The following is a 25,564-nucleotide window of genomic DNA, read 5'->3' as shown; positions in this document are numbered from 1 at the left end:
GAGGGCTTGGTCAGAGGAGCTTTTGGGCCAGCGTCCCCTACGAGAAATCAGGGGTTTCCAGAGATGTGTCAGGCAGTCAGCCTCTTCCCTCTTCGTTCTTCCCTCTTCCCTCTTCGTTCTTCCCTCTTCCCCCCGTTCGGTCAAGTTTGACAACGTTTTAGCCATTAAATGTAGCAAATCTTGCAAATCTCTTTAGACCCGGCATTCGTTTTGCCTCCGCGCTTAGAATAGGAAAATTATTCTCCACCCACCCAGGAGCAACTGTTATGACCGTGATCGCCGTTGTGGACTATGACATGGGCAACCTACACTCGGCCTGCAAAGGCTTGGCCAACGCTGGAGCCACTCCCCACGTCACCGATTCGGCCAAGGATATCGGACGGGCAGATGCCATTGTGCTGCCTGGTGTGGGCGCGTTTGACCCGGCAATTCAGCATTTGCGCGATCGCGACCTGATCTCGCCCCTCAAAGATGCGATCGCCAGCGGCAAACCCTTCCTGGGCATTTGCCTAGGGCTGCAAATCTTGCTGGACGGCAGCGAAGAAGGACGCGAACCGGGTCTGGGCATCGTCCCTGGTTGGGTGCGTCGTTTCCGCTATGAACCGGGCATCACCATTCCCCACATGGGCTGGAACCAGTTGCAGCTTCGGCAGCCCAATCTGCCCCTGTGGAACCAGCTTGCAGATGATCCCTGGGTCTATTTTGTCCACTCCTTCTATGCCGACCCTGCTGATGCAGGAGTGATTGCGGCTACGACCACCCACGGGTCGCAAACCGTAACCGCAGCGATCGCCCGCGACAACCTGATGGCTGTCCAGTTCCACCCCGAAAAATCCTCCGACACCGGGCTAAAGCTGCTGGCCAACTTCGTTGCCTCAGTGCAGGCCAAAGAACTTGCGGGTATTCGCGGCTAGCTGCCGACTGTCGGGGCGATCGCCCTATGGTGAACCCAAACTGGAGATCGGGGGGCAACAGACCCCCTATTTTTTTGCCGACCACTAACCATGTCTCTCCGCATCTATGGCAACCGCCTGATTAAAACCCTCCCTGGCGGCGACACCCGCCCCACGCCCTCGCGGGTACGGCAAGCGCTGTTCAATATTTGGCAAGGGGAAATCGAGGGCTGCCGCTGGCTGGATTTGTGCAGCGGCAGTGGCTCAATGGGGGCCGAAGCGCTCTGTCGCGGCGCGGTGCTGGTCGTGGGCATCGAGCAGTCTGGGCGGGCCGCCGCCGTGGTCACAGAAAACTGGCAAACTGTCGCCAAACCGGATCAGCAGTTTCGGCTGCTGCGCGGCGATGTGCGGCAAATGCTACCAAAACTGAGCGGGCAACGCTTCGACCGGATTTACTTTGACCCGCCCTACGCCAGTGAGTTGTATGAACCCGTACTGGAGGCGATCGCCCGTCATCAGCTTCTGGCCCCCGATGGCGAACTGGCGGTCGAACACGGGGGCGATCGCTTTTCTGAAACGGCCCTAGCGACCCTGCTGCCCCGCATCGCGCCCCTAGTTCCCTGCCGCGAGAAGGTCTATGGCAATACGGCGCTGATGTTTTTTGGGTGGCAAGATGAGGGGTTGGCGTGAATGGGGGTTGAAGGAGTCGAGCAAGTTATAAAAAGAGACCCCCAAAAGGGCCTCCATTCCGACAATTTTCCAGAAATTTCTAGAGATAGTTCACAAGGTTTCTTTCAAGGGTTGCTGGGGTGCGTCTCAAATGTCCCCTGCGAGATCTCACTTGGCTATTGCGTACACACATCTCGACTGCCTATATCAAGCTCTGAAAGATCCCCCTGAATCCCCCTTGATAAGGGGGACTTTCGAGCCACTTCTCCCTGCTGCGGGTCACTCCGGATACAGTCCCCCCCTTGTTTAAGGGGGGCTAGGGGGGATCAAAGCATCGCCGCTTAGGCATACAAGACTTGTGTGTACACAGTAACTCAACACGGAGAGCGGGCAGAGGGTGTCTACAGACCCAACTGGTCGCCCCGGCGATATTGCAGATAAGCCGCGACAAACAGACCAGCCAGCGTCACGGGAATCAAGCCCAACACAATTCCAGAAAGCAGCGGTTCAACCACGGTTCGATCTCCTTAACGTTAAGTCAAATTTTAGCAACGAATGGTTGAGCAGTCAGCCCTGGGGCGATTTTTTGGCACGGCTTTTAAGGTTTTTTACGTTTTCGCTCGCCCCTTCTCAGAAAAGGGCGATCGCCCTCTCATCTAATCCACTCCGCCAGGACTTGGGGTCGCAACCGTCAGACCCAGCAAAACCTTGCTATTTGCACTCCTTAAATAAATCTGTGCAGAGTTGCCGTCTCCGCTCAAGAAACTTTAAGCTAGGTTATAAATCGAAACGCTATTCACACCCCGCCTTGACCCCGAATCTCTTGAACGAGCCTATTCTAGAATCGCAAGTGACGAGTGCAGCCAGCGATGCTCCGGATCGGTCGCGGCAAGCACTCTGGTTGCTGCTGGGTTCGGCGGTGGTAATGCTGGTGGCGATCGCCGCCCTGCTGCTGCTCCGCCATCCCGACCCCTACGTGCGGAGCGTGCTGGCTCTAGAGGGCAACCCGTCCCAGGGGCAAGTTATTTTCCAGATGAACTGTGCAACCTGCCACGGATTGACGGGGGATGGCGTAGTCGGCCCCAGCCTGCATCATGTTTCCGCCCGCAAGTCTCGCATCAAGCTAATCGAGCAGGTAATCAGCGGCAAAACACCCCCCATGCCCCAGTTCCAGCCCAACGCTCAGGAAATGGCGGATTTGCTGGAATATCTTGAGTCCTTATAGCGAGAGTCTTGATAGCAAGAGTCTTTGGCAGCAAGTCCTCATAGCAGTTTCTAGGTACTGGGTGCATCTTCAAACTTATAGCCCACGCCGATTACCGTTTTCACAAAGCTCGGCGTTGCTGGGTCAAACTCAATTTTTTTCCGCAAGCGGGCGATGTGCGTATCTACCACGCGCTCATCCCCAAAGAAATCGCTACCCCAGAGTTTCTCAATCAACTGGGCCCGGTTCCACACGCGGCCGGGATAGCTCATAAAGGTAGTCAACAGGTCAAATTCCAGCGTAGTCAGGTCAAGCCGTTCGCTTTTCTGTCCTGGCCCGTCGCCGTGGCGATAGGCCGCCCGCTGGTCTACGTCTACCGTAAAATGCTGCGTGTGGTAGGTCTTGCTCTGTCCGCCTTGGCGCAGGGTGCGCCGCAGCAGCGCCCGGACGCGGGCCACCAGTTCTCGCGGACTAAACGGCTTCACCATATAGTCATCGGCTCCAGTAGACAGGCCGATTACGCGATCCATCTCTTCGCCCTTTGCCGTCAGCATTAGAATGTAGGGGTCTTTGTGGCCGGGCTTTTGGCGAATGCGGGCACACACCTCAAGCCCGTCCAGTTCTGGCAGCATCAAGTCCAGAATAATCAAGTCGGGCTGGAGTTCTTGAAATACGCGAATGGCCGTCTGCCCGTCACTGCAAACGCGACAAGAAAAGCCTTCTTTCTCTAGATAAAGCTGGATCAGTTGGGCAATTTCGGCTTCGTCTTCAACGATTAAAATATCCATGACCTGTGGAGGATTCGTCGCTTGCGTTTACCATTAAACCTGAGCGATGGTATGAGAGCAGTTTGTAAGCCGCTCGCTGCATCAGTCCTGGCTAATTTCTCTGGTCAATTGCTCTGGTCAATTGATTGAGTGAGCATCCAGGGACATGGGACTCGATCCTAGCGTAGCGGTGTGGCAGACCGCTGATCTACGGTTCTTCTAGAGCATGATAGACGGCATGGTAACAGCTACCCCCCCTTCGGAATTGCATCGGTTGGGCTTCCAGTTGCAAACCTTGTTGCGGACGGCGCTGCCAGGATTGCCGCCAGTGCAGGTGCGGTGTGCGCTGCGGGAAGGCGTGCTGATGGTGCTGGTGCAGCAGGTTTCACCTGACCCTGGAGCGGCTTCCGCCGTCCGTCGGTTAGAGGCTTCTGAGGCTTCAGAGATTTTCGCTTGTCTGGAAGATGAACTGCGGCGATCGCCCCCCAAGATTCCCCCAGCGAAATCTCCCTTTTCTCCCGCCCAGGTTCAGCCGCTGCCCGTGCGGGTGTATCTGCGGGCGGCTGGCCAGTCTCGCCCCTACGCCATCCATCAGTTTCGCATCAATGGATCAGCGCTTTCTGCGATCGCCCCAGAACAGACCCAGGCTGAGCAGAATGAATTCAGCGCATTCGTCCCCACCGCAGCGCCAGAGCGGTTGCGTCGTCTCCCCCAGGATGATGCAAATCTGGATCATGCAGACTTGGCTCATGCAGACTTGGATCATGCAGACTTGGATCATACAGACCCGGCGGAAACCGGGCTGCCAGATCCGGCTCAAGCCCCGGCTCCAGACCCAGACACGGCTGTTGCTGGGGGATATTCGCTCTCTCGAATGGCGATCGCCCTGGCAGCAGGGGTTGCGGCGCTGGCCTTTGGCGGCACGTTTTATGCCCTGACTCGCCCTTGCGTGATGGGCGGCTGTGCCGAGTTGCAAACCGTGGAGCGGCTGCATCAGGCAGTGAGCCAGCAGTTGAGCCAGGGCGCGACGCTGCAAGACCTGTCCCAATCCTACACGCGGCTCACGGAGGCCAGCTATCGCCTCAGTCGGGTTCCTCGCTGGTCGCGCCACTACGCAGCGGCGAACCAGGTACAGCAGCAGACCGAATCGACGGTCGCCGCGCTGGGGCAAGTGCTGTCGGCCCAGGCGATCGCAACCGAAGCCGTCGAGATGGCCCAAAATCCTCCCCATCCGCTGGAGGTGTGGCAGCGGGCGCAGGCGCTCTGGGAAAAGGCGATCGCCCAGTTGCAGCAGGTGTCAGAATCCAGCCCGGCCTACGATCTGGCCCAGCAGAAACGGCTGGAGTATGCCGAAAATCTGGCCATGATTGAGCAGCGCATCACCCTGGAGCAAAAGGCGCAGGACTGGGTGAATCGGGCGCGGCAGGCGGTGGAATTGGCGGAAGCGCGACAGGGCGCGGCCACGTCGATGGACACTCGGCTGGAGGCCCACGGCACCTGGCGAACGGCGATCGCCCTGTTGCAGCAGGTTCCCGAAACGGCGATGGCCTACGCCGAAGCCCAGCAGTTGTTGGCGCTCTATCAGCCACGCCTGCTCGACAGCAGCGCCCGTCTCCAGCAGGAAGAAACGGCCGTGGATGCCCATCAGCGGGCGCTGCGGCTGGCAGATCTGGCGGCCGAGGCGGAGCAGCGCAGGCAGTGGTCGCAGGCGGTGCAGCACTGGCAGGGGGCGCTGGCGGCGGCGCAGCAGGTGGCCGCAGGCACGACCGTCCATCCCCAAGTGCAACCGCTGCTGTCATCCTATCGGGCATCCCTGGCGACGGCACAGGAAAAACTGAAAGGGGCGATCGCCGCTCAGGCAGCCGAGCAAGACCTGGAGCGCAACTGTAGCGGTACGCCCCGCATTTGCACCTACGCGCAGCGGGGCAGCGTCATGCAGGTGCGAATTACGCCCAGCTATGATCGGGTGCTGCAAGAGGCGGCCGCCATTACTCAGGTCACACAAGAGACTGATCCGGACTCGGCCATCATGGCCCACTTCAATCCACTGCTGCGGGCGATCGCCACCGTCGGCGAAACCGCCCAAATTCCCATTGAGGTCTACAACGCTGACGGCTCCCTGTTTGGCATCTACGATCCCGCCCTGGATGGATATGTTTCTCGCGAAGTCCGCAACCAGCAGCACAAGCGTCCCTAACCCCCCAACCCCGAATGCACTGGCCCGACATTCTCAACTTTGCCGAAGCCGCTACTCATTCAGTTGGCCAGCAACTGCTCCAGGACTTTGGGCAGGTGCAGGCCGATGAAAAGTCCGACGGCAGCCTGGTGACGCGGGCCGACCGCTGGGCTGATGAAACCCTGCGGGGGGCGATCGCCCAGCGGTTTCCCGACCACGGCATCCTCAGCGAAGAGTTGACCCACGTTTTTCCGGCTCAGGACTGGTGCTGGATCATCGACCCCCTCGACGGCACGACCAACTTTGCGCGGGGCATTCCCATCTGGGGCATTTCCCTGGGGCTGCTCTATCAGGGCACGCCGGTCTTCGGCTATGTGCATCTGCCGCCGATTCAGCAGTCGTTTCATGGCTACTGGCCCGGCGACAGCGGACTGGAGATGCCCACCGGAGCCTTTTGCAATGGACGGGCGATCGCCGCTAGCCCCGACGCGCCTAGCGGCAACCACTTCTTTAACCTGTGCGCCCGCAGCATTGCCATCCTCCAGCAGCAGCCCTTCCCCTGCAAAATCCGAATGCTGGGCGTTGCCACCTACAACCTGCTCACTGTGGCAGCAGGAGCGACGCTGGGCGCAGTCGAAGCCACCCCCAAAATCTGGGACATTGCCGCCGTGTGGCCCATTGTGCAAGCCGCTGGAGCCGTGTGGCAGCCCCTAGAGCCAGGGCCGATTTTTCCGCTGGTGCCGGGGCAAAACTATGGCGATCGCCCCTTCCCCACCCTCGTTGTCAGCCAGCCCGCCCTTCTGGAAGTATTTCTCCCCAGAGTCGCCGTTTTGAGCAAGTAGAGCGCAGAAAGTAAAAAGAAGAGGCTGAGGATCAAGTCTAATCCTCAACCCCTCGCGCTAGCCTTCTTGCGGAACTGTAGTCGCTAGCTACGCGGCATCACGGGCAGGGATGAAACCGACTCGGCCCCCGCATCGCCTTTCACCCGGCGGATCTGGGCCCCCAGCAGCTTCAGCTTACCTTCCAGATCATCGTAGCCTCGATCCAGATGGTGCAAGCCTTGAATAATCGTGGTGCCGCGTGCCGCCAGCCCCGCCAGCACCAGCGCCGCCGATGCCCGCAGATCCGTCGCCACCACGGGCGCACCCGTGAGGAACGGCACCCCGCGAATCACAGCGTGATTGCCCTTGGTGCGAATATCTGCGCCCATGCGGTTTAGCTCGGCCACATGGCCCATGCGGTTTTCAAACACGGTTTCGGTGATGATGCTATCGCCCTCGCTGAGGGTCAGCAGCGCCATAAACTGCGCCTGCATATCCGTCGGAAAGCCAGGATAGGGCAGCGTTTCAATATCCGTCCCCAACCGCGATGTACCGGGCACAATGCGAAGACGGCTAGGCGTTTCTTGAACCACCTCCGAGCCGATCGCCCTCAGTTTGGCAATCACTGCTGTCAAATGATCCGGCACGACCGGAGCCAGCGACAGTTCAGATTGGGTAATCGCGCCTGCCACCAGAAACGTGCCCACTTCCACCCGGTCGGGAATCACCGCGTAATCAACCGAGTGCAGACTGGGCACGCCCGAAATCACGATCGTATTTGTGCCCGCACCGCGAATCCGTGCGCCCATCGCCCGACAGAAATTGGCCAAATCCACCACTTCTGGCTCCTGGGCGGCGTTTTCCAGAATCGTTTCGCCATCGGCCAGGGTCGCTGCCATCATCAGCGTTTCCGTTGCGCCGACGCTGGGATAGTCGAGGTAAATCCGCGCGCCTTTGAGCCGTCGATTCACCCCCGGAATGCAGGCGTGAACCGTACCATGCTCGATCTGCACATCGGCTCCCATCGCTTGCAGTCCGCGCACATGCAAATCGACTGGACGCGCTCCAATCGCGCAGCCGCCGGGTAGGGGAATCCGCGCAATGCCCAGCCGCGCCAGCAGGGGCCCAATGATGAAAAAGCTAGCCCGGAGTTGGCTGACCAGCTCGTAGGGGGCTTTGGACTGGCTGAGATGGCGAGCGTCGATTTCTAGCGCGTCATCCTTGCGGGTAATTTTTACGCCGAGGGCGCTCAGCACCTCGCCCATGCGGGCCACGTCGGCCAGCGAGGGGACATTGCGAATGCGGCAGTCTTGGCTACACAGCAGCGAACCAGCCATCAGCACCAGCGCCGAGTTTTTGGCACCGCTGATGCGAACCTCGCCGCTGAGGCGGTGTCCACCGATGATTTCTAGGACTGGGCTGCGATCTTCAGGTGAAGAATGGGTCACGGGTGAATTGAGAGAGGGGTTAATGGGTCTATCCTCCAAGTGCGCCTGTCAATCTTAAAGCTTTTCTTCTGTTTGTTCCATTTCTGGCATGCCTGTTTTTGGCTGCGCCTGCTTCTAGGGGCTGCTTCTAGGGCCTGCTTCTAGGTTTGTATTCCGGCTCATGCCCTATCGTTCCCTGAGTAGATGCTCAGCCTTCGCATCTATCTCAGCAGAATTTGGTCTTGATTTTACCGGAAAGGTTTCGTGTGTCTATAGCTCTGACCATTACTTTGCCAAAGCCGGGCGATCGCCCCCCGAACAGAAACGCTACAGAACCGCCAAAAAAGTAGCAAAAAATTGTCGGCAGGAGTTGACGAAAGTTTCATCTATGCAGCATGATGGTAAGTCGCAGCGTTGAAATGCGTTGATTGCGGAACTGGCGGAATTGGTAGACGCGCTAGATTCAGGTTCTAGTGTCTGCAAAGACTTCCGGGTTCAAGTCCCGGGTTCCGCATGGATGAAGAATGGCTAGTGGCGATTGCTGCTAGCCATTCTCTTTGGGAATTCTTCTAGCACTCACTGGGGTTAGGGTGTTCACGCATCCGCTAAAAGTTTGGAGAATTTCCGCCATTTTCGGGAAGGGCGATCGCTCGTTTGATTTACTTATCATTTCGTTACACCTTGTCATAAAAGACTAATCGAAAAACTCCCAGATTCCAGAAGATTCCAGCATCGACTCCCTGCTTCCTCAACCCGTGCTGAACTCATGCTGACAAGCCTGCAAAATCCCCTGGTTAAGCAACTCCGCAAGCTGCATCAAGCCAAGGGGCGGCGCGAACAGCAGCAGTTTTTGCTGGAGGGCACACACTTGCTGCAAGAGGCCCTGGCGGTGGGCTATCCGCTGGCGGTGGTGTGCTGCACGGAAACCTGGCGATCGCGCTATCCCGACCTGTTTGCGGCGGCCGGTCAGCGGGCGGAACGGCTGGAATTAGTGAGCGAGGCGGTGCTAGCGGCGATCGCCACCACCGTTAACCCCGATGGCGTGATCGCAACGGCTTTTCGCGTCGCGCCAAGACAGCCCAACGATCCCCGCCAGGTCAGCCTGGGGGTAGCGCTAGAGACCGTGCAAGATCCGGGCAACCTGGGCACGATGATTCGCACTGCGGCGGCGGCCGGCGTGGAGGGGCTATGGCTCAGCGCCGATAGTGTCGATCTAGATCATCCTAAGGTGCTGCGGGCGACAGCTGGGCAGTGGTTTCGGCTGCCGATGGCGGTGGCAGACGACCTGATCAACGTCGTGCAACAGTTTCGAGCAGTGGGGGGGCAGGTGGTGTCTACTTTGCCCAGCGCCACGCAAACCTATTGGGAAACCGACTTCACCCGGCCCACGCTGATTTTGTTGGGAAATGAGGGCGCAGGACTGTCGCCTGGGCTGGCGGCGCTGGCAGACGGTGCGGTGAGGATTCCCCTAGCGGCTGGTGTAGAGTCGCTGAATGTGGCGATCGCCGCGGCGCTATTGGTCTACGAAGCTCGACGGCAGCGCATCCCTGCGACGATGGTGGCTGGATCAGAGCCGAGTCAGCCTATGCCCCGCGCTCTTGAGTAAATTGCTCAATGTCTGCCACGGCATCTTCCAGGTCTTGAACCGTGAACCGGGGCGATCGCGCTTTGTCCACCTCCCGATGAGGCGCTTCTGCCGAGGCAGGCTCAGGCTGGCTGAGGCGATCGCTGAGCTGATCGAGCGACTCGATAAACGCTTGAGACGCTGCGTACCGTAGCTCTTGTTGATGTGAGTTCATAGCAGACTCCTGATCGACGCTGGGAAAAACAGTCTCCATCGTCTCTATCCGAATCTCTCCACGCATAGAAACCTCCATTCATGGAAAGCCCCTCATGGAAAGCCCCGGCGAGAAGAAACTCGTTTGTTCACGCGGTCTGGTCGGAAAACCCTTCCCAGTCTAGTGAACCGTGTTGGAAATGCCCAGCTTTGCTGGAGAACTGGGAGCAGCCCGGTGGGGCTGAGGAACACAATTCTGTTTCTTCAGCTTGCCCCTGAGAGTTTAGCAATGCGTCAGGAAATCTGCTTAATTTCCGGCGCTGAAGGGCGATCGCCTGCCTGTGAAATACGCGGAATTATATGCGACGTTCCCCGCAGCCACCTCCCAAAGCCGTGCCCGAAATTCACGTAGAATTTAGAACATAGGACTTACGCACTTGCGATAAGTTTTCTGGATTTTGGACTATTTCTCGCGGGCTGCACCCGCAAGAAACACTCCATGAGTAGCCCCTAGAACAGATAACAGTTAAGAAATCCAAACGGACATCCCCTCGGAGAAGCAGACGTGAGCGAAGCATTTGACTATGACCTGGTGATTATTGGTGCGGGCGTGGGGGGGCACGGCGCGGCCCTCCATGCCGTCAGCAGCGGGCTAAAGACCGCCATCGTGGAAGCGGCTGACATGGGCGGCACCTGCGTCAACCGGGGCTGCATTCCCTCGAAGGCGCTGCTGGCCGCGTCGGGGCGGGTGCGCGAGCTGCGCGATGCTCATCACCTCAAGAATCTGGGCATTCAGTTGGGCAACGTGGGGTTTGACCGACAGGCGATCGCCGACCACGCCGCCAACCTCGTCAGCAAGATCCAGGGCGACCTCACCAACAGCCTCAAGCGGCTGGGGGTGGACATCATTCACGGTTGGGCCAGGCTGGCGGGCCCCCAAAAGGTAAGCATTGCCACCGCCGAGGGCGAAAAGACCGTAACCGCCAAGGACATTATTCTTTCGCCCGGATCAGTGCCCTTCGTGCCGCCCGGAATCGAACTAGACGGCAAGACCGTGTTCACCAGCGATGACGCAATCAAGCTAGACTGGCTGCCCAACTGGGTCGCGGTCATCGGCAGTGGCTATATTGGGCTAGAGTTTGCTGATGTCTACACCGCGCTGGGCAGCGAAGTCACCATCGTCGAAGCGCTGGATCAGCTGATGCCCGGATTTGATCCTGACATTGCTAAACTGGCGCAGCGCATCCTGATTGCGCCCCGCGACATCGAAACCCGCGTGGGGCTGCTGGCGAAAACCGTGAAACCCGGTTCCCCCGTGGTGATTGAGCTGGCAGATGTAAAAACCAAAGAAATCGTAGAAGTGCTGGAGGTCGATGCTTGCCTGGTGGCAACGGGCCGCATCCCCGCCACGAAGGACTTGGGTCTGGAAACCGTCGGCATCGAACTCGATCGGCGCGGCTTTATTCCGGTGAACGATCAGATGCAGGTGCTAATAGACGGGCAGCCTGCGCCACATCTGTGGTCCATCGGCGACGCAACGGGCAAAATGATGCTGGCCCATGCCGCTTCGGCCCAGGGCATTGTGGCCGTCGAAAATATGTGCGATCGCCCCCGTCAGGTGGACTACCGCAGCATTCCTGCCGCCGCCTTTACCCATCCCGAAGTCAGCTTTGTCGGCATGACGGAACCCGCCGCCGTGGAACTGGGCAAGGCCGAGGGCTTCAAAGTCGCTGTTTCTCGCTCCTACTTCAAAGGCAACTCCAAAGCCCTGGCCGAAGGCGAAACCGACGGCGTGGCCAAGGTAATCTACCGTGAAGATACGGGCGAAGTGTTGGGGGCCCACATCATCGGGCTACACGCCTCCGACCTGATCCAGGAAGCCGCCAATGCGATCGCCCAGCGCCGCTCCGTCAGCGACCTCGCCTTCCTGGTGCATACCCATCCCACCCTGTCGGAAGTGCTAGACGAAGCCTACAAGCGGGCAGTTACAGCGCACTGAACGAAAAAAGAAAAAAGAAAAAAGAAGAACGAAAAACGAAACCTTTTATCTCTTCCCTCTTCGTTCTTCCCTCTTCCCTCTTCGTTCTTCTCTCTTCCCTCTTCCCCTCTCCCCCTTTTCCCTCAATGCAAATCCGTCGTCGTCCGCCCAACCCCGCTGTTGCGGTAGAAAATCTGCGGTATCAGATCAGTGCGCCCGACGCGCAGCCGCAGCATATTCTCGAAGAAATCGTCTGGCATAAGGAAACCGAAGTCGATCAGATGCGGGAGCGTCTGTCGCTGCTGGATTTGCAAAAAAAGGTGAAAGATCTGCCGCCGCCGAAGGATTTTGTCGAGGCGCTGCGGCAGGGCAAGACCCGTCCAGCGCTGATTGCTGAGGTCAAGAAGGCCTCGCCCAGCAAAGGCGTGATTCGGGAAGACTTTGACCCTGTGGCGATCGCCCGCGCCTACGAGCAAGCCGGAGCCGCCTGCATTTCTGTTTTAACGGACGAAAAGTTTTTTCAGGGCAGCTTTGCCTATCTCCAGCAGGTGCGCGATGCGGTCGATGTTCCCCTGCTGTGCAAAGACTTTGTGATTTATCCCTACCAAATCTATATGGCCCGGCTGCACGGAGCCGATGCGGTATTACTGATTGCAGCAATTCTCTCAGACAAGGATTTACAATACTTTATCAAGATTGTTCAGGCGCTTAACATGACTGCCCTGGTTGAGGTTCACACCCTCGAAGAGTTGGATCGAGTGCTGGCACTGCAAGGTGTCCATCTGGTCGGCATCAACAACCGCAACTTGCAGGACTTTTCTGTAGATCTGCAAACCACTTGCAGCTTGTTGGCCGATCGCCAAGCTCAAATTCAAAAACAGGGCATTCTAACGGTAAGCGAGTCGGGACTGCACACTCCAGCAGACCTCAGCCAGGTCGAGCAAGCCGGAGTCGAAGCCGTGCTGATTGGGGAGTCGCTGGTCAAACAGCCCGACCCTGGAGCAGCGATCGCTAGTCTGTTTGTCTGCTAGCCTGCTGACGCTCGACCTGGGCAAATAACTGGGCAACCGACTGGGCAACCGAACTGGGCAACTGACTGTGACTCAAACCCAAAGCTTCCATATTGGGAGTGTATAGCGGTTTGCGCCCGCGTGTGGTGACTGCACATCTCAGGTTTGAACGAGCCTGAGACAGCGGCTTACCGCCGATTCTTTAGGTTGCCCACCCCTCATCCGACTCGCTCCGACCCGCGCTGGACGAGGCGCTTTTCCGTATCTTTTTTGCATCTTCAATTTAGAGTTAGCCTTTAGAATCCTATGGAACCGATTCCCCTGCCGTCCCATATTCACTACGAGCTGCTGCTGCAACTGCTGGAACGCCAGACCACGCCCGCTGCTCAGCACCAGTCTCAGCATCAGGCCCAGGTTCATGAGCTAATCAGCACGCTGCGAAAGGCGCTGACCCAACAGAAGCGCCTAGAGGAAAGCCTAAGCCGCGCCAATGTGCCTATTGACTATCGCTGGTCGCTCAACAGCGCGGGTTTGGAGACAGTCTCTTCTGAGGTGCGCTGAGGTGGCAGTCCGCACCCTGTAGATTTCAGATTTCTTTAACAAATCGGGCGATCGCAGATGGATGGGCAGTGCTAGCTGGGTTGGCGCAAGAGGAAAGCGGATTCAGCCGTGCTTCTTTCAATTTGAATCTCGGATCTGCTGAACACATCCTGTAAACTAGGATCAACAAGAAACAAGCATCGGTTATACAAGCTATGTTTTTCATAGGTTGTATTGCTGGTCACTTGGTCTTCTTCACTACGCTTCTGTTTTTAATAGATTGATCGTGCATCTCTTAGAGCAGTTTCGTTCAGGTAAATTTGCCTGAACGACTTGATACAGGCTTGATTTAATTCCCTAGCTTGATCCTCCGGATTGAGGCTGAGTCCAGGTTGAGCTATTCATGAGGCTCAGACACACGGGGAATGATACAGATTCAAATGATTGAGTAATCGAGTTTTGGTCGTTGTTTGGAGTCTTCTAGGAATTTGTTTGGCAACTGCTTGTTGCTAACTATTTAGCTGATGTTGTAAGTGGCTTGAGTTAAAGCTTTTAGCATTTACTCTTGGTATTTGTTTGACATCCAGCAAAGTGCTAAGCATTGAGCAAGTTTGAGCAGGTTTAATTCTTTAATTCATTTTGATGGGTCGATTCTTGTCATCCTGGGCGCAAGGTTTAGTTTGTCGTTTTGATTAGTTTCTGCTGGCTCCGCTTCTGATTTAAGTTTCTTTATTAAACCCACTGGTTATCCCACGGCTGGCTGAGTATTGTGTGGCAAAACGATCGGGAGGCGCTGCGTGTCACAACCAGATTGGACAATGGTTTCCGCGACACCGGAGCAATCACGTCTTTCCATCGAAGCCGGTTCCGATGGAGGGAGCTTTAGTGGAAACGATTTGGGCGGCAGTCTTCTCAGGGGAGATGACTCTAATCCAAGCGTGGTGGCTGTCGAAGCGCCAGTTGTGGAACTATCAGCCGAATTACCTGTCGAATCACCGCATACGCGGCTGTTGAGCGAGTTGGCCCAATTGCGATCGCAGGATCGAGAACGCATTGCCCGCATTCACCACCTGGAACAGGCGCTAGATCAGGCCTTGTCTTGCATGGACGAACTGCGGCTGCAAATGCAAGACCAGGGCTTGCTGGAAACCCAACTGGCGGCGACCGAAAAGTTTGCCAGCGTGCAACAGCAGGCGATCGCCCGCCTCAAAGTCCGCCTCAAGCAGCAGCAGCAGACCATCGATGCCCATCTGGCCGAAGCCTACGAGCGCGATCGCCAAGCCCAGGAAAAGCTTGCCGCGGCCGAAGCCCGCTTTCAGGCGCAGCAGGAAGAACTGGATCGGCTGAGAATCCAGCTTAGCGGTCTGAGCCAAGGCCACGGGCGCGATGGATGGAACGGCCGAGAATCGCCAGACGCAACCCGCCAACGGATGCAGGAACTAGAGGAGGCTGCCCAGTACGCGCAAGAACTGTCCTATCGCCTCCAGGAACAGCTTGAAGCATCGCAGCAGCAGGTTCAGCGTCTAGCCGTTGCCCTGAGCGCTGCCGAAACCCGAGTTGCCGAGATGGAATCGATGATGGCCCAGATTCAGGCGGCCCAGGGCCCAAGCCAGGAACAACCGGGCGGGTTGCGGTCGGCGCTGCCATCGTCTGCGATCCGGACTCGCCCTGTTGCTCGTCGGACAAATGCGATCGCCACGCTGGGGCAAGACCTAGCCCGCGCCCAGATCAAAGCCGATGAGCTAGAAATTGAGCTAGGACGGCAGATGCGGCTGCAAACCCTATGGCTGCAAAATAACCGGGAGTTGGAGGCAGAGTGCGATCGCTATCGGGCCCGCATTGCCGATCTGGAAGCCCAAAATAGCGACATCCAGGAGCAAATCTTTCACCATGCCCGCCAGGTCAGCGAGTACGAAGCTACCATCCATCATTGGAAAGATCAGTACATTGCCAGCCAGCGCCAAATCGCCAGCTTCAAAGAACTGCTCGACAGCGTACAGGTGCATCTACTCGCCAGCGAACAGGTCGATCCAGAGCTAACCGCGATTTTCTCTGAGCTAATGACTATGATGGAAGTTGTCGCCACCCTCGACAGCAACAGCCTCAGCAGCCTCTCTGCACCGCCCGTCTCGCGGTTCAATCCGCTGGATTTGCCTGATTTTCTGGTGCGCTGCCGCAGCCACCGCCATCGCTAACGACCTGATATACCCATCGCAAACGAGTTGAGGGCTTTAGAAACGCTGTAGACTGATGGAGACGTTTTCAGCGGGACTTGCCGTGACCCCAGCCGAGCTTGCTTTGCTGCTTTCCTCTATTGCCCTTGGCGTTGCGGGGCAGTTTTTTTTGAAGTCGGGCGCACTGAAGCTGGGTCGCGTTGAGGCGAGTAACGCCATCAGCCATGTGTTGAGCATTCTCACCGTGCCGGACTTGCTGATCGGGCTGGCTTGCTACGGGTTGGGCGCGGTGGTGTATATCTTGGTGCTGACTCGCGTTAAGCTCAGCGTCGTGGGGCCAACAGTCGCGCTCAGCTACGTGTTTTCGGTGCTGTTGGGCTATTTTGTCTTCAAGGAAACGATTCCTGGTCTGCGGCTGGTGGGGCTGGGACTGATCGTGGCGGGTGTGATTTTGGTGGTGTGGCAGCCGAAGTGAGGGGCGGGGTGGCTTGCTGCAAACGCCCCGGGAGTCAGTTGCGATAAGTAGCTAGACATGATTAAACTTAAAACGCTCAACTGAGTAGTTGCCGTCCCAGCCCCGCTGCTCGATCGCCTCGATGAGAGCTAGAGCCAGGTCATACTCATCATCAAACAAGCGACTGGCTAACTGCTCACGCTTGAGATTCAATCATTCGTCCTCAATGCGGTTCATCTGTGGGCTGTACGGTGGCAGGAAGCTGTACGGTGGCAGGAAAAAGATCGACAAGCCTTGTTCATGCCACTGTTGCCAGTATTGTTTGGCAAGCTTACTCCGGTGGGATGAAGCACCATCTTGAATGATGACGGTGAGTTGTCCAGTCGTCGCGAACCGTTCGGCAGCGCGTTGGGCCTGCCAATTCATCAAAGTCACGTAGCGCTCACTGTTGAAGCCACCTACTTACTTTCTGTGTTGATTTTGGATTTTGGATTTGCGATTTTGGAAGGCCCGTTTTGGAAGGCCCGTCCCGTGTCTGTGGCGCTTCCAGTAATTTCATTCGGAGCGCCGCTGGTTAGAGGGGATGTCATCTCAAACCAGGTTCAAACTCAAACCAGGTTCAAATCAGTGCAGCCACATCCCGACAGCCCGATATCCCACAGCCCGACACCCCACACCCGACATCAGAGATGCGTCAGGTCTTCTGGCATGTTGCAGTTCAACAAATGGGCAAAATCAACAGCCGGAATTTCGGCAACTGGATGCTGGGCTAGCCACTGCTGAAACGATCGCCCGCCCGCCTGCACAAAGTCGCGCAGCAGCGACAGGCTACTCAGGCGATAAAATCCACACAGCGGCTGCCAGCCCTGCGAATCGCGCGGCAAATAGGCGATCGCCCCCGACTGGACTGTTTCCAACTGCGCGGCCCACTGCTGCACCTCCGCTGCTTGCAGCCGGGGCAGGTCGCACGCCAGCAGCAGCACCCACGCTGAGGCTCCACCCGCCGCGACCCGCTCCAACCCCTGCCAAAAGCCCACCAGCGGCCCGTGCGGCTCTGTTTCCCCAGGCAGCGGCGTTTCGGAGACAAACTGGCAGTCGGGCAGCAGCGTGGCGTAGCGATCGGGCCAGGGCGTGACGACGAAGACTGGGCTGGCGCAGGACTGGGCGATCGCTCCGGTTCTTTGCAGCAGGGGCACGCCTTCAATCTCAATCAGCGCCTTGTCGCGCCCCATGCGGGTGCTGTGGCCACCTGCGAGAATAATGGCAGAGAGAGGCATCGGGGTATTGTGTGACTCTATCTCATCATCCCACCGACCATTTGCGCCAGCGCATCCAGGTTTACAAAAATATCCTCAACTCGAACCAGCGGATAGAGCAGCGATTGCCAGAAGTGCCCCGCAGGAACCTCGCCCAGCAGATAAGCATAGTCCAGTCCGATCAGGTTGCTGAGATACCAGTAGCAGGGATAGACGTAGTTGGGCGAAAACAGTTCTACGACCTGAGTGCCGGGGCGACAAAAGGCAAGGTTGGTGAGTCCGCTGCCGTGGGGAGAGACGATGAGTTCAGCATTGTAGAAAAGCTGGGCTTGTTCGGCGATGGTGCAAGTCTCCAGGTAGACCGTGGCGAATCCCTGGGACTCAAGAAGTTTCACTACGGATTCTTCGTTGATGATTCGACGATCGCGCGTTTTTTGCCTGGAGAGATACAAGCGCTTTGGTAAATCAGGAGCAAGCGTCTGGGAATGCAAAAAGGACGACTTGAGCCAGTCGCAAACCCAAGCCTGGGGCCAGGCCGCCGCGCCGGGAAATGAAGGAATGATGAGTTGATCTGCCTGGATATGAAGATGCTCCTGAACAGACAGAACTTTCTCAGATGGAATCTGGAGATGATGCAAGCTGTCTTGCTGCCAGGAATGGCAATCGCCCACCAGCCAGTAATCGATTTCGTTAAGATTAAACTCACCGTCTTGCAGGACTTTGAGACGCGGCAAGACATCCAGCATCCAGTGAAAGTAGATGTTATTCGACACGCCTGCAAGAACGGCGACAGTTCCTGATAGGCGCTCTATGGGTGGCAGCTTTTGGGACGAAAAGACCCAGTGCTGGCGGGCGAGCAAGTCGGGATGTCCGGGGGTGAGCAGCGGAAACTCAGCGGAGCAATCGCGCATCACCTCGCCCGCCGCGTTAAAAACGGCCAGGCTGCTTTGATCCGAATCGAGCCAAAAGCGTCCGTTTGGCAGCGTGGCGACAAAGGTGCCAGGGATCGACAGGGCATCGCCCAGCCCAAAGCTCAAGTGGGGCCGCGGCTCCAGGCAGCGGGGCGGCTTAAGCGCAACGACCTGGGGCGGATGAACGGGCGTGAACGAGGCTCTAGGTTCCGATGCCACCCAATCGGGCAGGGTTCTGACTTCGCGGGTCGGCGCGTCCACGGGCCGCGTCTTTTCCCAAAGCGGGTCATCCAGCATAGGCGACGTGGCTCCCCAAGGCGGATGCCCACGCCCCTGGTTTTGCCAGCCCGCCAGCAGGTTGGCCACTTGGGGGGCCAGGTTGGAATTCAGCTTTAGCGCTGTTTGCAGGCATTGCAGCGCCTCCGCTGGCTCACCCGTCTGCATCAGCGCCGCCGCTAGGTTATACCAGCCCTCGACGGCTTCGGGCTGCTGAGCCAGGAGCGATCGCCAATGCTCGGCCGCAAGGTCTGCGTTCCCCTGGGCCAGATACGCCAGCCCCAGCAGTCGGTGTGCGTCTTCGCGATTAGCGTGTAAGGACAAGGCGTGATGGGCAGCGGCGATCGCCCTTTCTGCGTCCCCCTGTTTCCAGAGCGCCTGCCCCAGACTTAGCCAGAGATCGGCGGCATTTGGGGCTTCGCTGAGGGGGGTTTGATATAGGGCGATCGCCTCTGACATTTGCCCCGTTTGCACCAGCGCGTTGCCCAAATCTATAACGGCTGCGAAATTTGAGGGATTTTCCTGGAGAGCCTGCTGATAGAGGGCGATCGCTCGTTCTAGCTGCCCGCCACGAGCCAGCAGATTTCCCGCCTGGTGCAGTGCCGCATCGGAATGGTCGGCCACCGCCAGGGTTTCTAAAAACGCTGCGTTGGCGCATACCGCAGGATTTTGCGGCGGTGTTTTTGCCCAGGCGCAATAGGTTTCGGCAAAGTCTGACCGTTGCCAGAGCGCCTGACGTAACCCCGACAGCGCCTCCGCCGCCTGCCCCAGTTGCAGCAGCCCATAGCTCATATCTGCCAGAACGGGCGCAGCATCGGGAGCCAGCGCATGAGATTGTCCCCAAGCCTGTACTGCTGCCGCCCAATTGCCCAGTTTTCCCTGACACAGCCCCAAACCCGCCCAGGCATCGGCATTGTCGGGCTGGAGCCTCGTCCATGCGGCGTAGGATTCGCCTGCTTCGGCAAATTGCCCAAGCGTCTGGTAGGTCTGCGCCTGCTGCGCCCAGGCATCCACAAAATCGGGCTGAAGCGCGATCGCCTGCTGCCAGCTTGCCAGCGCTGCGTCCAGGTCACCCCGTTGCGCCTGCGCGATTCCCAGCCTGTGGTGATACGTTGCCTGCTCAGCGTCCAGTTCCAAAAGCTGCCGCGAGAGCCGCTCAGCCGCCGGGTATTGCTGATGCGCCAAACAGTGCGTTAGCGCTTGCTCCAGGAGATTTGCCAGACTGCTCAGATAGGCTTCTAGTGCGTCTGGCTCAGCGTCGGAGAGGGGGGTCATCCACACTGCCTGGGCTTCGGCTTCCTGACCTTGCAGCAGCAGCGCCAAACCCAGTAGGGCGTAGTGCTGGAGGTCTGTCTCGCCCTGGGCAATCCGGGCTTCGCAGTAGGCGATCGCCCCGCCGGTATCGCCCTGAAACACCCAGTCCAGCACCTCGCTCATGGCTAGCCTACCGATTGCGTGGGTAAGGTGTCGAGGGCAGCGCGGGCGATCGCCGCAGTGTTGTTGTGGGGCAGGTCAATGCGGGCGGTCAGGCGCGGGCGCAGCAGCGTCCACTGGTCGGCAGGCAGCGGCGGCAACAGGGTAATCTCTGGCGCGTCTTCTCCCAGTTCCAGTTCCTCTTCCTCCATCAGGTGCAGCGTCACGCTAGACAGGGCAAAGTCCGCTTCCTGCGCGTCCAAATCGCCCATGTCTACCAGCAGCGTGGTTTCTTCGCCGCCGGGAGCGGTGATCACGGTTCGCAGCAGGTCCGCTAGTTCGGCAAACAGCACGTCTTCGGGCTGCTGCCAGTCGGGTAGGGCGATCAAATTGCGATCGCGCAGGTGCAGGCTTTCAACGAGCTGCCGATGCTGATGGGTGTGATACAAGTCCCAAAACACCTGGCTAAGCTGCTGTCCGTAGCGCTTGCTGTCGAGGAAGCTGGGCGGATGCTGCATGGCGGCCCGGAGGCGATCGCCCAGGTTTTTCCGAAGCTGGGCATCAGTGCCTAGGGCGATCGCCCGCGTGACATATTCTTCAACTGTCGTGGCGATTAGCTCTGGCAGTGCCAACTCTCGCAAGAACGCTGCACCCCGACCCAGGGAAACGGGCGTATCTTGTTCCATCACCAGCGTTGGAACGCTGACCATCAGCGGATCAAGCAGCGACGATAGGCCAGACATCGGGAACGAGTCGAGATACACATCGGCTAGCTGCACTCGCGCTTGCAGGTTGGCTCGGCTGGGGGTGGGCCCCAAGATCAAGAGGCGATCGCCTTCTACGTTTCTGGCGGTCAGTTGTTTCGACAATCGTCGCTGAAACGCCGCCAGTGGGTACTGGTTTGAGTAGTTTGGATTAAACGGGTAAATCAGCAACCGAGACCCCGGAACACTGGCCAGAATTTCCGCCCAGGCTGCTTCCAGTTCGGGCGAGATTTTGTAAAAACTCGCGCCAGATACAAACACCACCTCATTGTCCGCAATGCCCAGCATGGCGCGATCTACGGATTCGGTCGGCGGGTCAGATCCCTCCACCGCAAGGTCAAAGCACTGGCCGGCGGCTTGTAGAGGCAGCAGGTGTTCTGTAAAGTGGCGCTGCGCCTGATCCGCCGACCCCGCTAGGCGGCTGGTGAGCCAGTAGTCGATTTGGGCAATCCCGCTGGAGATGGGCGAGTTCATGCCACACACCTGCACCCGCGCCAGCCGATGGGATGCCAGGAGGGTGACAGCATCCGTCACAGCCGCAGTATTGGTCGCAATCCAGAGGATGTCTAATTCCGCTTGCCGCAGGGTGTCAACTTGTTCAGCCAGTCGCCCAGGGAGCTGCACCGCTCGGTCGGCATATTGCAGACAGTATTGGGCAGCGGGGTGTTCGTAGGAGGTGAGAGAAAAGAGAATGACTTCAAACTGGTCGCGATTGAGGTCGCGGAAAACAGGAAGCGTTGCAGCCGTCTTGGTTTGGGGAATAAAACCAGGAGACAGAATCCCCAGCCGGAGCTTCTGCCGCGGCTCTGGGGCAACCGGGAAGTCGTAATCTAACGCGGCTCCTTCAGCAGTGAGCGCTTGGGCAATCAGCGCTGAACGCTTCTGGCAGAGAGATTTGAGCGATCGCCGCGTCAGGTAAAGCGGTGTGAGATCGAGGGTTTGCAGTGTGACCTGAGCAACCTTTTGCCAGAGGAAGTCGGTGGGGTCGTTTTGAACCTGTTCGTAGAGTCTGTCCACCCATCGCTCCAGGTATTTGGCATACTCATCAGCCTCGCCCAGTTCCATAAACATCGTGGGCGGCGCACAGAGATACCGCACTATGTCTGCTAGCAGAGACGATGGCACAAGGGTCGGGTCGAATCCATCGGGGAGATGGTGGGGATAGCAATACAGCATCGCTGCCAGCAGTGCGGATGTCTGGCGTGCCCATCCCTCCGAAAGAGTGGCAATGAGCTGGAGGGCGATCGCCTCGTCGGTTTCTGTGAGGGGTTCCAGCCGAATCCCAGAATCCAAGATGAGGCGATGCGCCTGTCCCAACTCGCCCGCAAAGGCGGTTTCCAGGTTCTCCGGTGCGATATTAAGCAACTGCTCAATCAGTTGGTGACGGTGCTGACGGAGCCGTTCCAGAGCAGAGAGACGGTCTGCCGCCGATCCCGCAGACTGATAGCGGGCGATCGCCGACTGCACCTGTTGCAGGGCAGACCCCTGAGATTGCTGAAGCTGCTGCTGGATCAGTTCCGCAGTGAGCAGGTTGGGGACGAGCCGCAGGGCGGCCGCAGTCGCCGCAGTCGCCAGCGGGCGATCGCCCAACTGGTATGCCAGCGTGCCCAACTGACAAAGCAACTGCCCATAGTCCTGCGCGGGGGCGATCGCGTCTGATTTGCGGAACCAAACGCCCGTGGAGTCAATCCGCCGGAGCGCAAAGCTAGAGCGCTGCTGCCGCTCAAACTCATGAATTGCCTGCCGACAGCCCTCCCAGAACCCGTAGTCATCAATTTGCACCGCGCCGCCCGGAATCACCTGGTGGTATAGCAGGTTGAAAATGGCGAGGGTCGATTCATACCAGTCGCCGTCCGCGTGAAGCAGTGCAATATCGCCCATTTCAGCGCGGTATTCGGGCAGGGTGTCCTGGAATAGCCCTTTTACAGGAACTACGATGTCCTGCACGTCCAGGGCTTGACAGACGACGGCCAGGTTTTCTTCGATCGGGGCCTTGAGCGTGCCCGCACCCCAATCCGTGTCATTCGCCGGAACGCCGTTGTGCTTGTCTACTTCTACCGGATCGGGCATTCCCTCAAAGGTGTCGCAGGCATAGAGTTTGCGCGATCGCTGGCTATAGCGCTTGACGACTGCGGCAATCAGCGCAGCGGCTCCCCCCTTAAACGTGCCGCACTCCACAATGTTTCCTGGAAAATCTTCGAGGCAAATCTGCCGGGTCAAGGCGTAAAGCGAGAACAGGCGCTCTTCCGACAGGAGCGTGTAGGGACGAACCACCTGAACGAGTTCCTGGAACTCTGCATAGGAGGCTTTGCCAAGCGTGGTGTGGGCCGTATTGGCCCAGGCAAAGTGCTGGACGCTGGCTTGAAGCTGGGCGCGTTGGCCGTAGAGGTTGCTGAGGATGGCATGGGCGGAGGCCGCGCCCGCACCCGGCTCGATGGCGCGATGGCAACAGTCCAGCGCAGTGTCCCAGTTTCCCGCAACGTAGGCGGCCTGTCCTTCGCGCAGAGCCGTGGCGATCGCCCGCGCAGTTTCCTGGGAGATTGGCTCTGCCAGAGGCGGCAGCGCTTCTACCTGCTCTGCCATTTGGATTAGCGCATGAAGTGCCGTATGAGCAGTGGGTGCAGTTTCCTGCCAGCCGCTAACGGTGTAGTGCTTCAGGTGGGCAGGCAGCGTCCAGGACACCGTCGGGTCTGGGGTATGGTGGATGGGTTTGATATTCCCGCGCCACGCCACACCCATAATTTGCATGGTCTGATAAACGAGCGTATTCCAACCCCGATCGCGCAGATAGTCTAGCCCCTGGGCCACATCGGGCGAAGACAGGTCGTGGAAAATGATGAGGGCATCCTCTGTGGCCAGCAACTCACAGGCGATCGCATCCTCCAGGGGCCCGGGCGCTTCGTGGTTGCCGTCGATAAAAATAAGAGACCATCGACGCTGCTCCTGCGCTGCTAGAGCCTGCACTGCACCGGGGCTAAAGCCAGGATAGAGCGCAACGCGATCGCGCACCCCGGCCGCCATCAGCGACTGACTCACGCTGTCAAAAAACTCAGGCCGCTCCAGCAGCGGGTCAACCACGTCTAGCTCAACGCCCGCCAGCGCCAAGTGGCAGGCCGACCAGCCCATCCAGCAGCCAATCTCCAGGGCCCGCTGTCCTCGAAACTGGAGCGCCGTGTTGTATAGGATATGCGCCTCGTCGCGACTCAGGAAGCCGACCACCGGATGCCGCCGATCCACGTACCAGTTGTGGGGAACCTCGCGACGCAAGTAGGGCCAGCCGCAGTCCTCACAGTTGCCCACAATCTTGTTGGGGAAGGCGTGGTCTGGACGAACCAGCGCCAGCCCCGGTGAAACATAGTCCCCCGCTGGAAGCATTAGGTCTGCAAGCAAACTAATCGTTTCGTCCAGCATTCGGTGCTGCTGAAACAGATTGATAGCCCGCTGACGGCAGCCCTCGCCAGCCGCACGACGCTGCTCCGGGTGCAGGGCCCAGGTTTGGATAATGTCTACCAAGTCTGCAATCGTTTGCACAGGATTTTGATTGGGGTCGCTGAGCAGTTTGCCCGTTTCCCCCAGTTCTTCTGGAATGCCGCTCACCGCCGACGCAGCGACGGGCAGGCCTTTGGCCATGGCTTCCATGATGGCCAGGGGCATCCCTTCGCGCCAGGAGGGCAGGAGAAACATATCTGCCGCGTCATACCAATCCTGGATATCCCACCGCCGACCCAGCAGGTGAACGCGATCGCTCGCGCCCATTTCGGCAATTTCTTTTTCGTACTGTGCAGTCAGTGCCGGATCGCCGCTGCCTGCCCAGGCAAACTGCAACGACGACCAGACGGGCAGATGACGCAACTGGGCGATCGCCCCTAGCTGAAGCTGGAAGCCTTTTCGAGCGACGATTTGAGCCACAGAAAAGCACAATATTTGGTCGTCTTTGATGCCCAGTTCTGCCCGTAGCCGCTGCCGGGTTTCTGCATTTCTCGGCTCAAAAAACTCAGCCGGCCGCCCATAGAGGATGACGCGCCCCTTGTTTTCTGGCAGACGGAAATGCTGTCGGAGAAGCTGGAGGTTTTCCTGAGAGACGAGAATCACTTCTCTGGCGTGGTGATACTGCTCTGACAGGGCATCGAGGCGATCGCCAAACCGCTCTGCCAGATCAGGCGCAACGTATCCAATCACAATGGCGTAAGGGATACCCTGCTGAATCGCCACTTGCTTGGCTGCGAAGTTCGAGAGCGGATGTGAATCGCTGAACAGAATAAAGTCCGGACGCACCCGATGGAAAATGCGATCTGGGCTTGCCGTATCGTCGAGCGTGCGCTGCACCTCCGAGATCGTGTTGTAGTCTAACCATTCATGGACGACCCCTGCCCTTGCTTGTGCTTGCGTTTGCACCGTGTCCACTTGAGTTTGCACCAGCGTTACCCGATAGTCTTGGGCACGCAGCCCCAAAACAACTTCATGGTTGTACTGGGCAACGCCGCCGCTGCCAAAGTCATCTGTGTAGAGCAAGAGATGTTGAGACATACCTTTAGAGTTTTGGAAAGGGGCAAATTGGGGCAAGGCAAGTTGGGATAGAGGATGGGTCTGAATATCGCTGAAATATCTCTGGAATATCTCTGGATATTTCTAACTATCCGCGTCTATGGCTGGCGTTGCTTCTGACGGGCTTCTTCCAGAGATTGCTGATAGTCCGCTCGCTCAGGATAGAGCGACACCAGTTTTTCCAGAGGGGCGATCGCCCCAGCATAATCTTTAAGCTGCATCCGGGCATTGGCTAACCCCTCCAGAGCCGTTTGGTTCTCCGGCTCTCGCTGCAACACTAGCGCAAAGCCTTTTTCTTCTTCGCGTAAAAGATCCTGTTCAGAGGGCTGCTCGATGGAGGCGACGGGCTGCCCGGTTTGCTGATTCTGCCCGGCATAGAGCGGCACCAGCCCCATCACCATCGACCCTGCAAAACAAAGCCCCGAAACTAAGATAAAGGTGCGTTGCAACCGTGGTTTCGCCAACATAGCGGTCTGGATTCTTCAATATTATGAAGATTGAATGTGGAT

Annotated in this window: 20 protein-coding genes and 1 tRNA gene; 12 read left to right on the top strand and 9 right to left on the bottom strand. The window is 58.1% G+C overall.

Translation table 11 applies throughout. The annotated features are described in order from the left end of the window. Positions 1-266 precede the first annotated feature (266 nt). A complete protein-coding gene (gene hisH, locus JTM80_RS15425; protein ID WP_172354532.1) occupies positions 267-914 on the top strand; it encodes an imidazole glycerol phosphate synthase subunit HisH in 648 nt (215 codons plus the stop codon). Between the two features lie 90 nt (positions 915-1,004). Then, a complete protein-coding gene (gene rsmD, locus JTM80_RS15420; RefSeq protein WP_172354534.1) occupies positions 1,005-1,583 on the top strand; it encodes a 16S rRNA (guanine(966)-N(2))-methyltransferase RsmD in 579 nt (192 codons plus the stop codon). A gap of 380 nt (positions 1,584-1,963) precedes the next feature. Here rsmD and petG read toward each other — a convergent pair whose 3' ends face one another. Beyond that, positions 1,964-2,077, bottom strand: coding sequence for a cytochrome b6-f complex subunit V (gene petG / locus JTM80_RS15415; RefSeq protein ID WP_068512313.1), 114 nt, complete (start codon positions 2,075-2,077; stop codon positions 1,964-1,966). A 389-nt stretch (positions 2,078-2,466) separates the two neighbouring features. On the opposite strand from petG, the gene JTM80_RS15410 reads away from it, so the two are divergent. Then, the gene (locus tag JTM80_RS15410) at positions 2,467-2,787 is read left to right on the top strand and encodes a c-type cytochrome (RefSeq protein ID WP_371321972.1); all 321 of its coding nucleotides are present in this window, start codon (positions 2,467-2,469) and stop codon (positions 2,785-2,787) included. Positions 2,788-2,837: 50 nt separating this feature from the next. Here the strand turns inward: JTM80_RS15410 and JTM80_RS15405 are convergent, their stop codons facing one another. Beyond that, positions 2,838-3,554 carry a response regulator transcription factor gene (locus JTM80_RS15405; protein WP_172354536.1) on the bottom strand — a complete coding sequence of 239 codons (717 nt, stop codon included), beginning with the start codon at positions 3,552-3,554 and terminating at the stop codon, positions 2,838-2,840. Positions 3,555-3,771: 217 nt separating this feature from the next. On the opposite strand from JTM80_RS15405, the gene JTM80_RS15400 reads away from it, so the two are divergent. Next, on the top strand, positions 3,772-5,730 hold the full coding sequence (locus tag JTM80_RS15400; protein WP_205369749.1) for a hypothetical protein: 1,959 nt from the start codon (positions 3,772-3,774) through the stop codon (positions 5,728-5,730). A gap of 14 nt (positions 5,731-5,744) precedes the next feature. Next, a complete protein-coding gene (locus JTM80_RS15395) occupies positions 5,745-6,551 on the top strand; it encodes an inositol monophosphatase family protein (protein ID WP_205369748.1) in 807 nt (268 codons plus the stop codon). An 83-nt stretch (positions 6,552-6,634) separates the two neighbouring features. Here the strand turns inward: JTM80_RS15395 and murA are convergent, their stop codons facing one another. Continuing rightward, positions 6,635-7,978: a UDP-N-acetylglucosamine 1-carboxyvinyltransferase gene (murA, locus tag JTM80_RS15390; RefSeq protein ID WP_225906648.1), complete on the bottom strand. Its 1,344-nt coding sequence runs from the start codon at positions 7,976-7,978 to the stop codon at positions 6,635-6,637. A 409-nt stretch (positions 7,979-8,387) separates the two neighbouring features. Between murA and JTM80_RS15385 the strand changes: the two genes are divergently transcribed. Further along, a tRNA-Leu gene (locus tag JTM80_RS15385) sits at positions 8,388-8,471 on the top strand. A 252-nt stretch (positions 8,472-8,723) separates the two neighbouring features. Continuing rightward, a complete protein-coding gene (locus JTM80_RS15380; RefSeq protein ID WP_172354544.1) occupies positions 8,724-9,563 on the top strand; it encodes an RNA methyltransferase in 840 nt (279 codons plus the stop codon). On the opposite strand, the gene JTM80_RS15375 is transcribed toward JTM80_RS15380, so the two are convergent. Beyond that, positions 9,541-9,756 (bottom strand): hypothetical protein, encoded by a 216-nt coding sequence (locus JTM80_RS15375; RefSeq protein ID WP_172354546.1) that lies wholly within the window; start codon positions 9,754-9,756, stop codon positions 9,541-9,543. The genes JTM80_RS15380 and JTM80_RS15375 overlap by 23 nt on opposite strands. 543 nt (positions 9,757-10,299) lie before the next feature. Between JTM80_RS15375 and lpdA the strand changes: the two genes are divergently transcribed. The 5 genes from lpdA (at position 10,300) to JTM80_RS15350 (ending at position 15,911) form a co-directional block, all read left to right on the top strand. Further along, a complete protein-coding gene (gene lpdA / locus JTM80_RS15370; protein WP_172354548.1) occupies positions 10,300-11,733 on the top strand; it encodes a dihydrolipoyl dehydrogenase in 1,434 nt (477 codons plus the stop codon). Positions 11,734-11,858: 125 nt separating this feature from the next. Then, on the top strand, positions 11,859-12,743 hold the full coding sequence (gene trpC / locus JTM80_RS15365) for an indole-3-glycerol phosphate synthase TrpC (RefSeq protein ID WP_172354550.1): 885 nt from the start codon (positions 11,859-11,861) through the stop codon (positions 12,741-12,743). A 285-nt stretch (positions 12,744-13,028) separates the two neighbouring features. Then, a complete protein-coding gene (locus JTM80_RS15360; protein ID WP_172354552.1) occupies positions 13,029-13,283 on the top strand; it encodes a DUF5340 domain-containing protein in 255 nt (84 codons plus the stop codon). A gap of 917 nt (positions 13,284-14,200) precedes the next feature. Then, positions 14,201-15,457 (top strand): hypothetical protein, encoded by a 1,257-nt coding sequence (locus tag JTM80_RS15355; protein ID WP_172354554.1) that lies wholly within the window; start codon positions 14,201-14,203, stop codon positions 15,455-15,457. A 55-nt stretch (positions 15,458-15,512) separates the two neighbouring features. After that, the gene (locus tag JTM80_RS15350; protein ID WP_225906647.1) at positions 15,513-15,911 is read left to right on the top strand and encodes an EamA family transporter; all 399 of its coding nucleotides are present in this window, start codon (positions 15,513-15,515) and stop codon (positions 15,909-15,911) included. A 51-nt stretch (positions 15,912-15,962) separates the two neighbouring features. On the opposite strand, the gene JTM80_RS15345 is transcribed toward JTM80_RS15350, so the two are convergent. The 5 genes from JTM80_RS15345 to JTM80_RS15320 form a co-directional block, all read right to left on the bottom strand. After that, positions 15,963-16,103 carry a hypothetical protein gene (locus tag JTM80_RS15345; RefSeq protein ID WP_172354556.1) on the bottom strand — a complete coding sequence of 47 codons (141 nt, stop codon included), beginning with the start codon at positions 16,101-16,103 and terminating at the stop codon, positions 15,963-15,965. A 470-nt stretch (positions 16,104-16,573) separates the two neighbouring features. Then, positions 16,574-17,167, bottom strand: coding sequence for a molybdenum cofactor guanylyltransferase (locus JTM80_RS15335; RefSeq protein WP_172354560.1), 594 nt, complete (start codon positions 17,165-17,167; stop codon positions 16,574-16,576). A 17-nt stretch (positions 17,168-17,184) separates the two neighbouring features. Next, on the bottom strand, positions 17,185-19,770 hold the full coding sequence (locus JTM80_RS15330; protein ID WP_205369747.1) for a tetratricopeptide repeat protein: 2,586 nt from the start codon (positions 19,768-19,770) through the stop codon (positions 17,185-17,187). Between the two features lie 2 nt (positions 19,771-19,772). Then, positions 19,773-25,037: a TylF/MycF/NovP-related O-methyltransferase gene (locus tag JTM80_RS15325; RefSeq protein ID WP_205369746.1), complete on the bottom strand. Its 5,265-nt coding sequence runs from the start codon at positions 25,035-25,037 to the stop codon at positions 19,773-19,775. A 116-nt stretch (positions 25,038-25,153) separates the two neighbouring features. Next, a complete protein-coding gene (locus JTM80_RS15320; protein WP_172354564.1) occupies positions 25,154-25,522 on the bottom strand; it encodes a tetratricopeptide repeat protein in 369 nt (122 codons plus the stop codon). Positions 25,523-25,564: the final 42 nt, after the last annotated feature.

The organism is Thermoleptolyngbya sp. PKUAC-SCTB121, from assembly GCF_016919485.1.
Taxonomy (GTDB): domain Bacteria; phylum Cyanobacteriota; class Cyanobacteriia; order Elainellales; family Elainellaceae; genus Thermoleptolyngbya; species Thermoleptolyngbya sichuanensis.
This window is presented reverse-complemented; position numbering and strand designations above follow the sequence as displayed.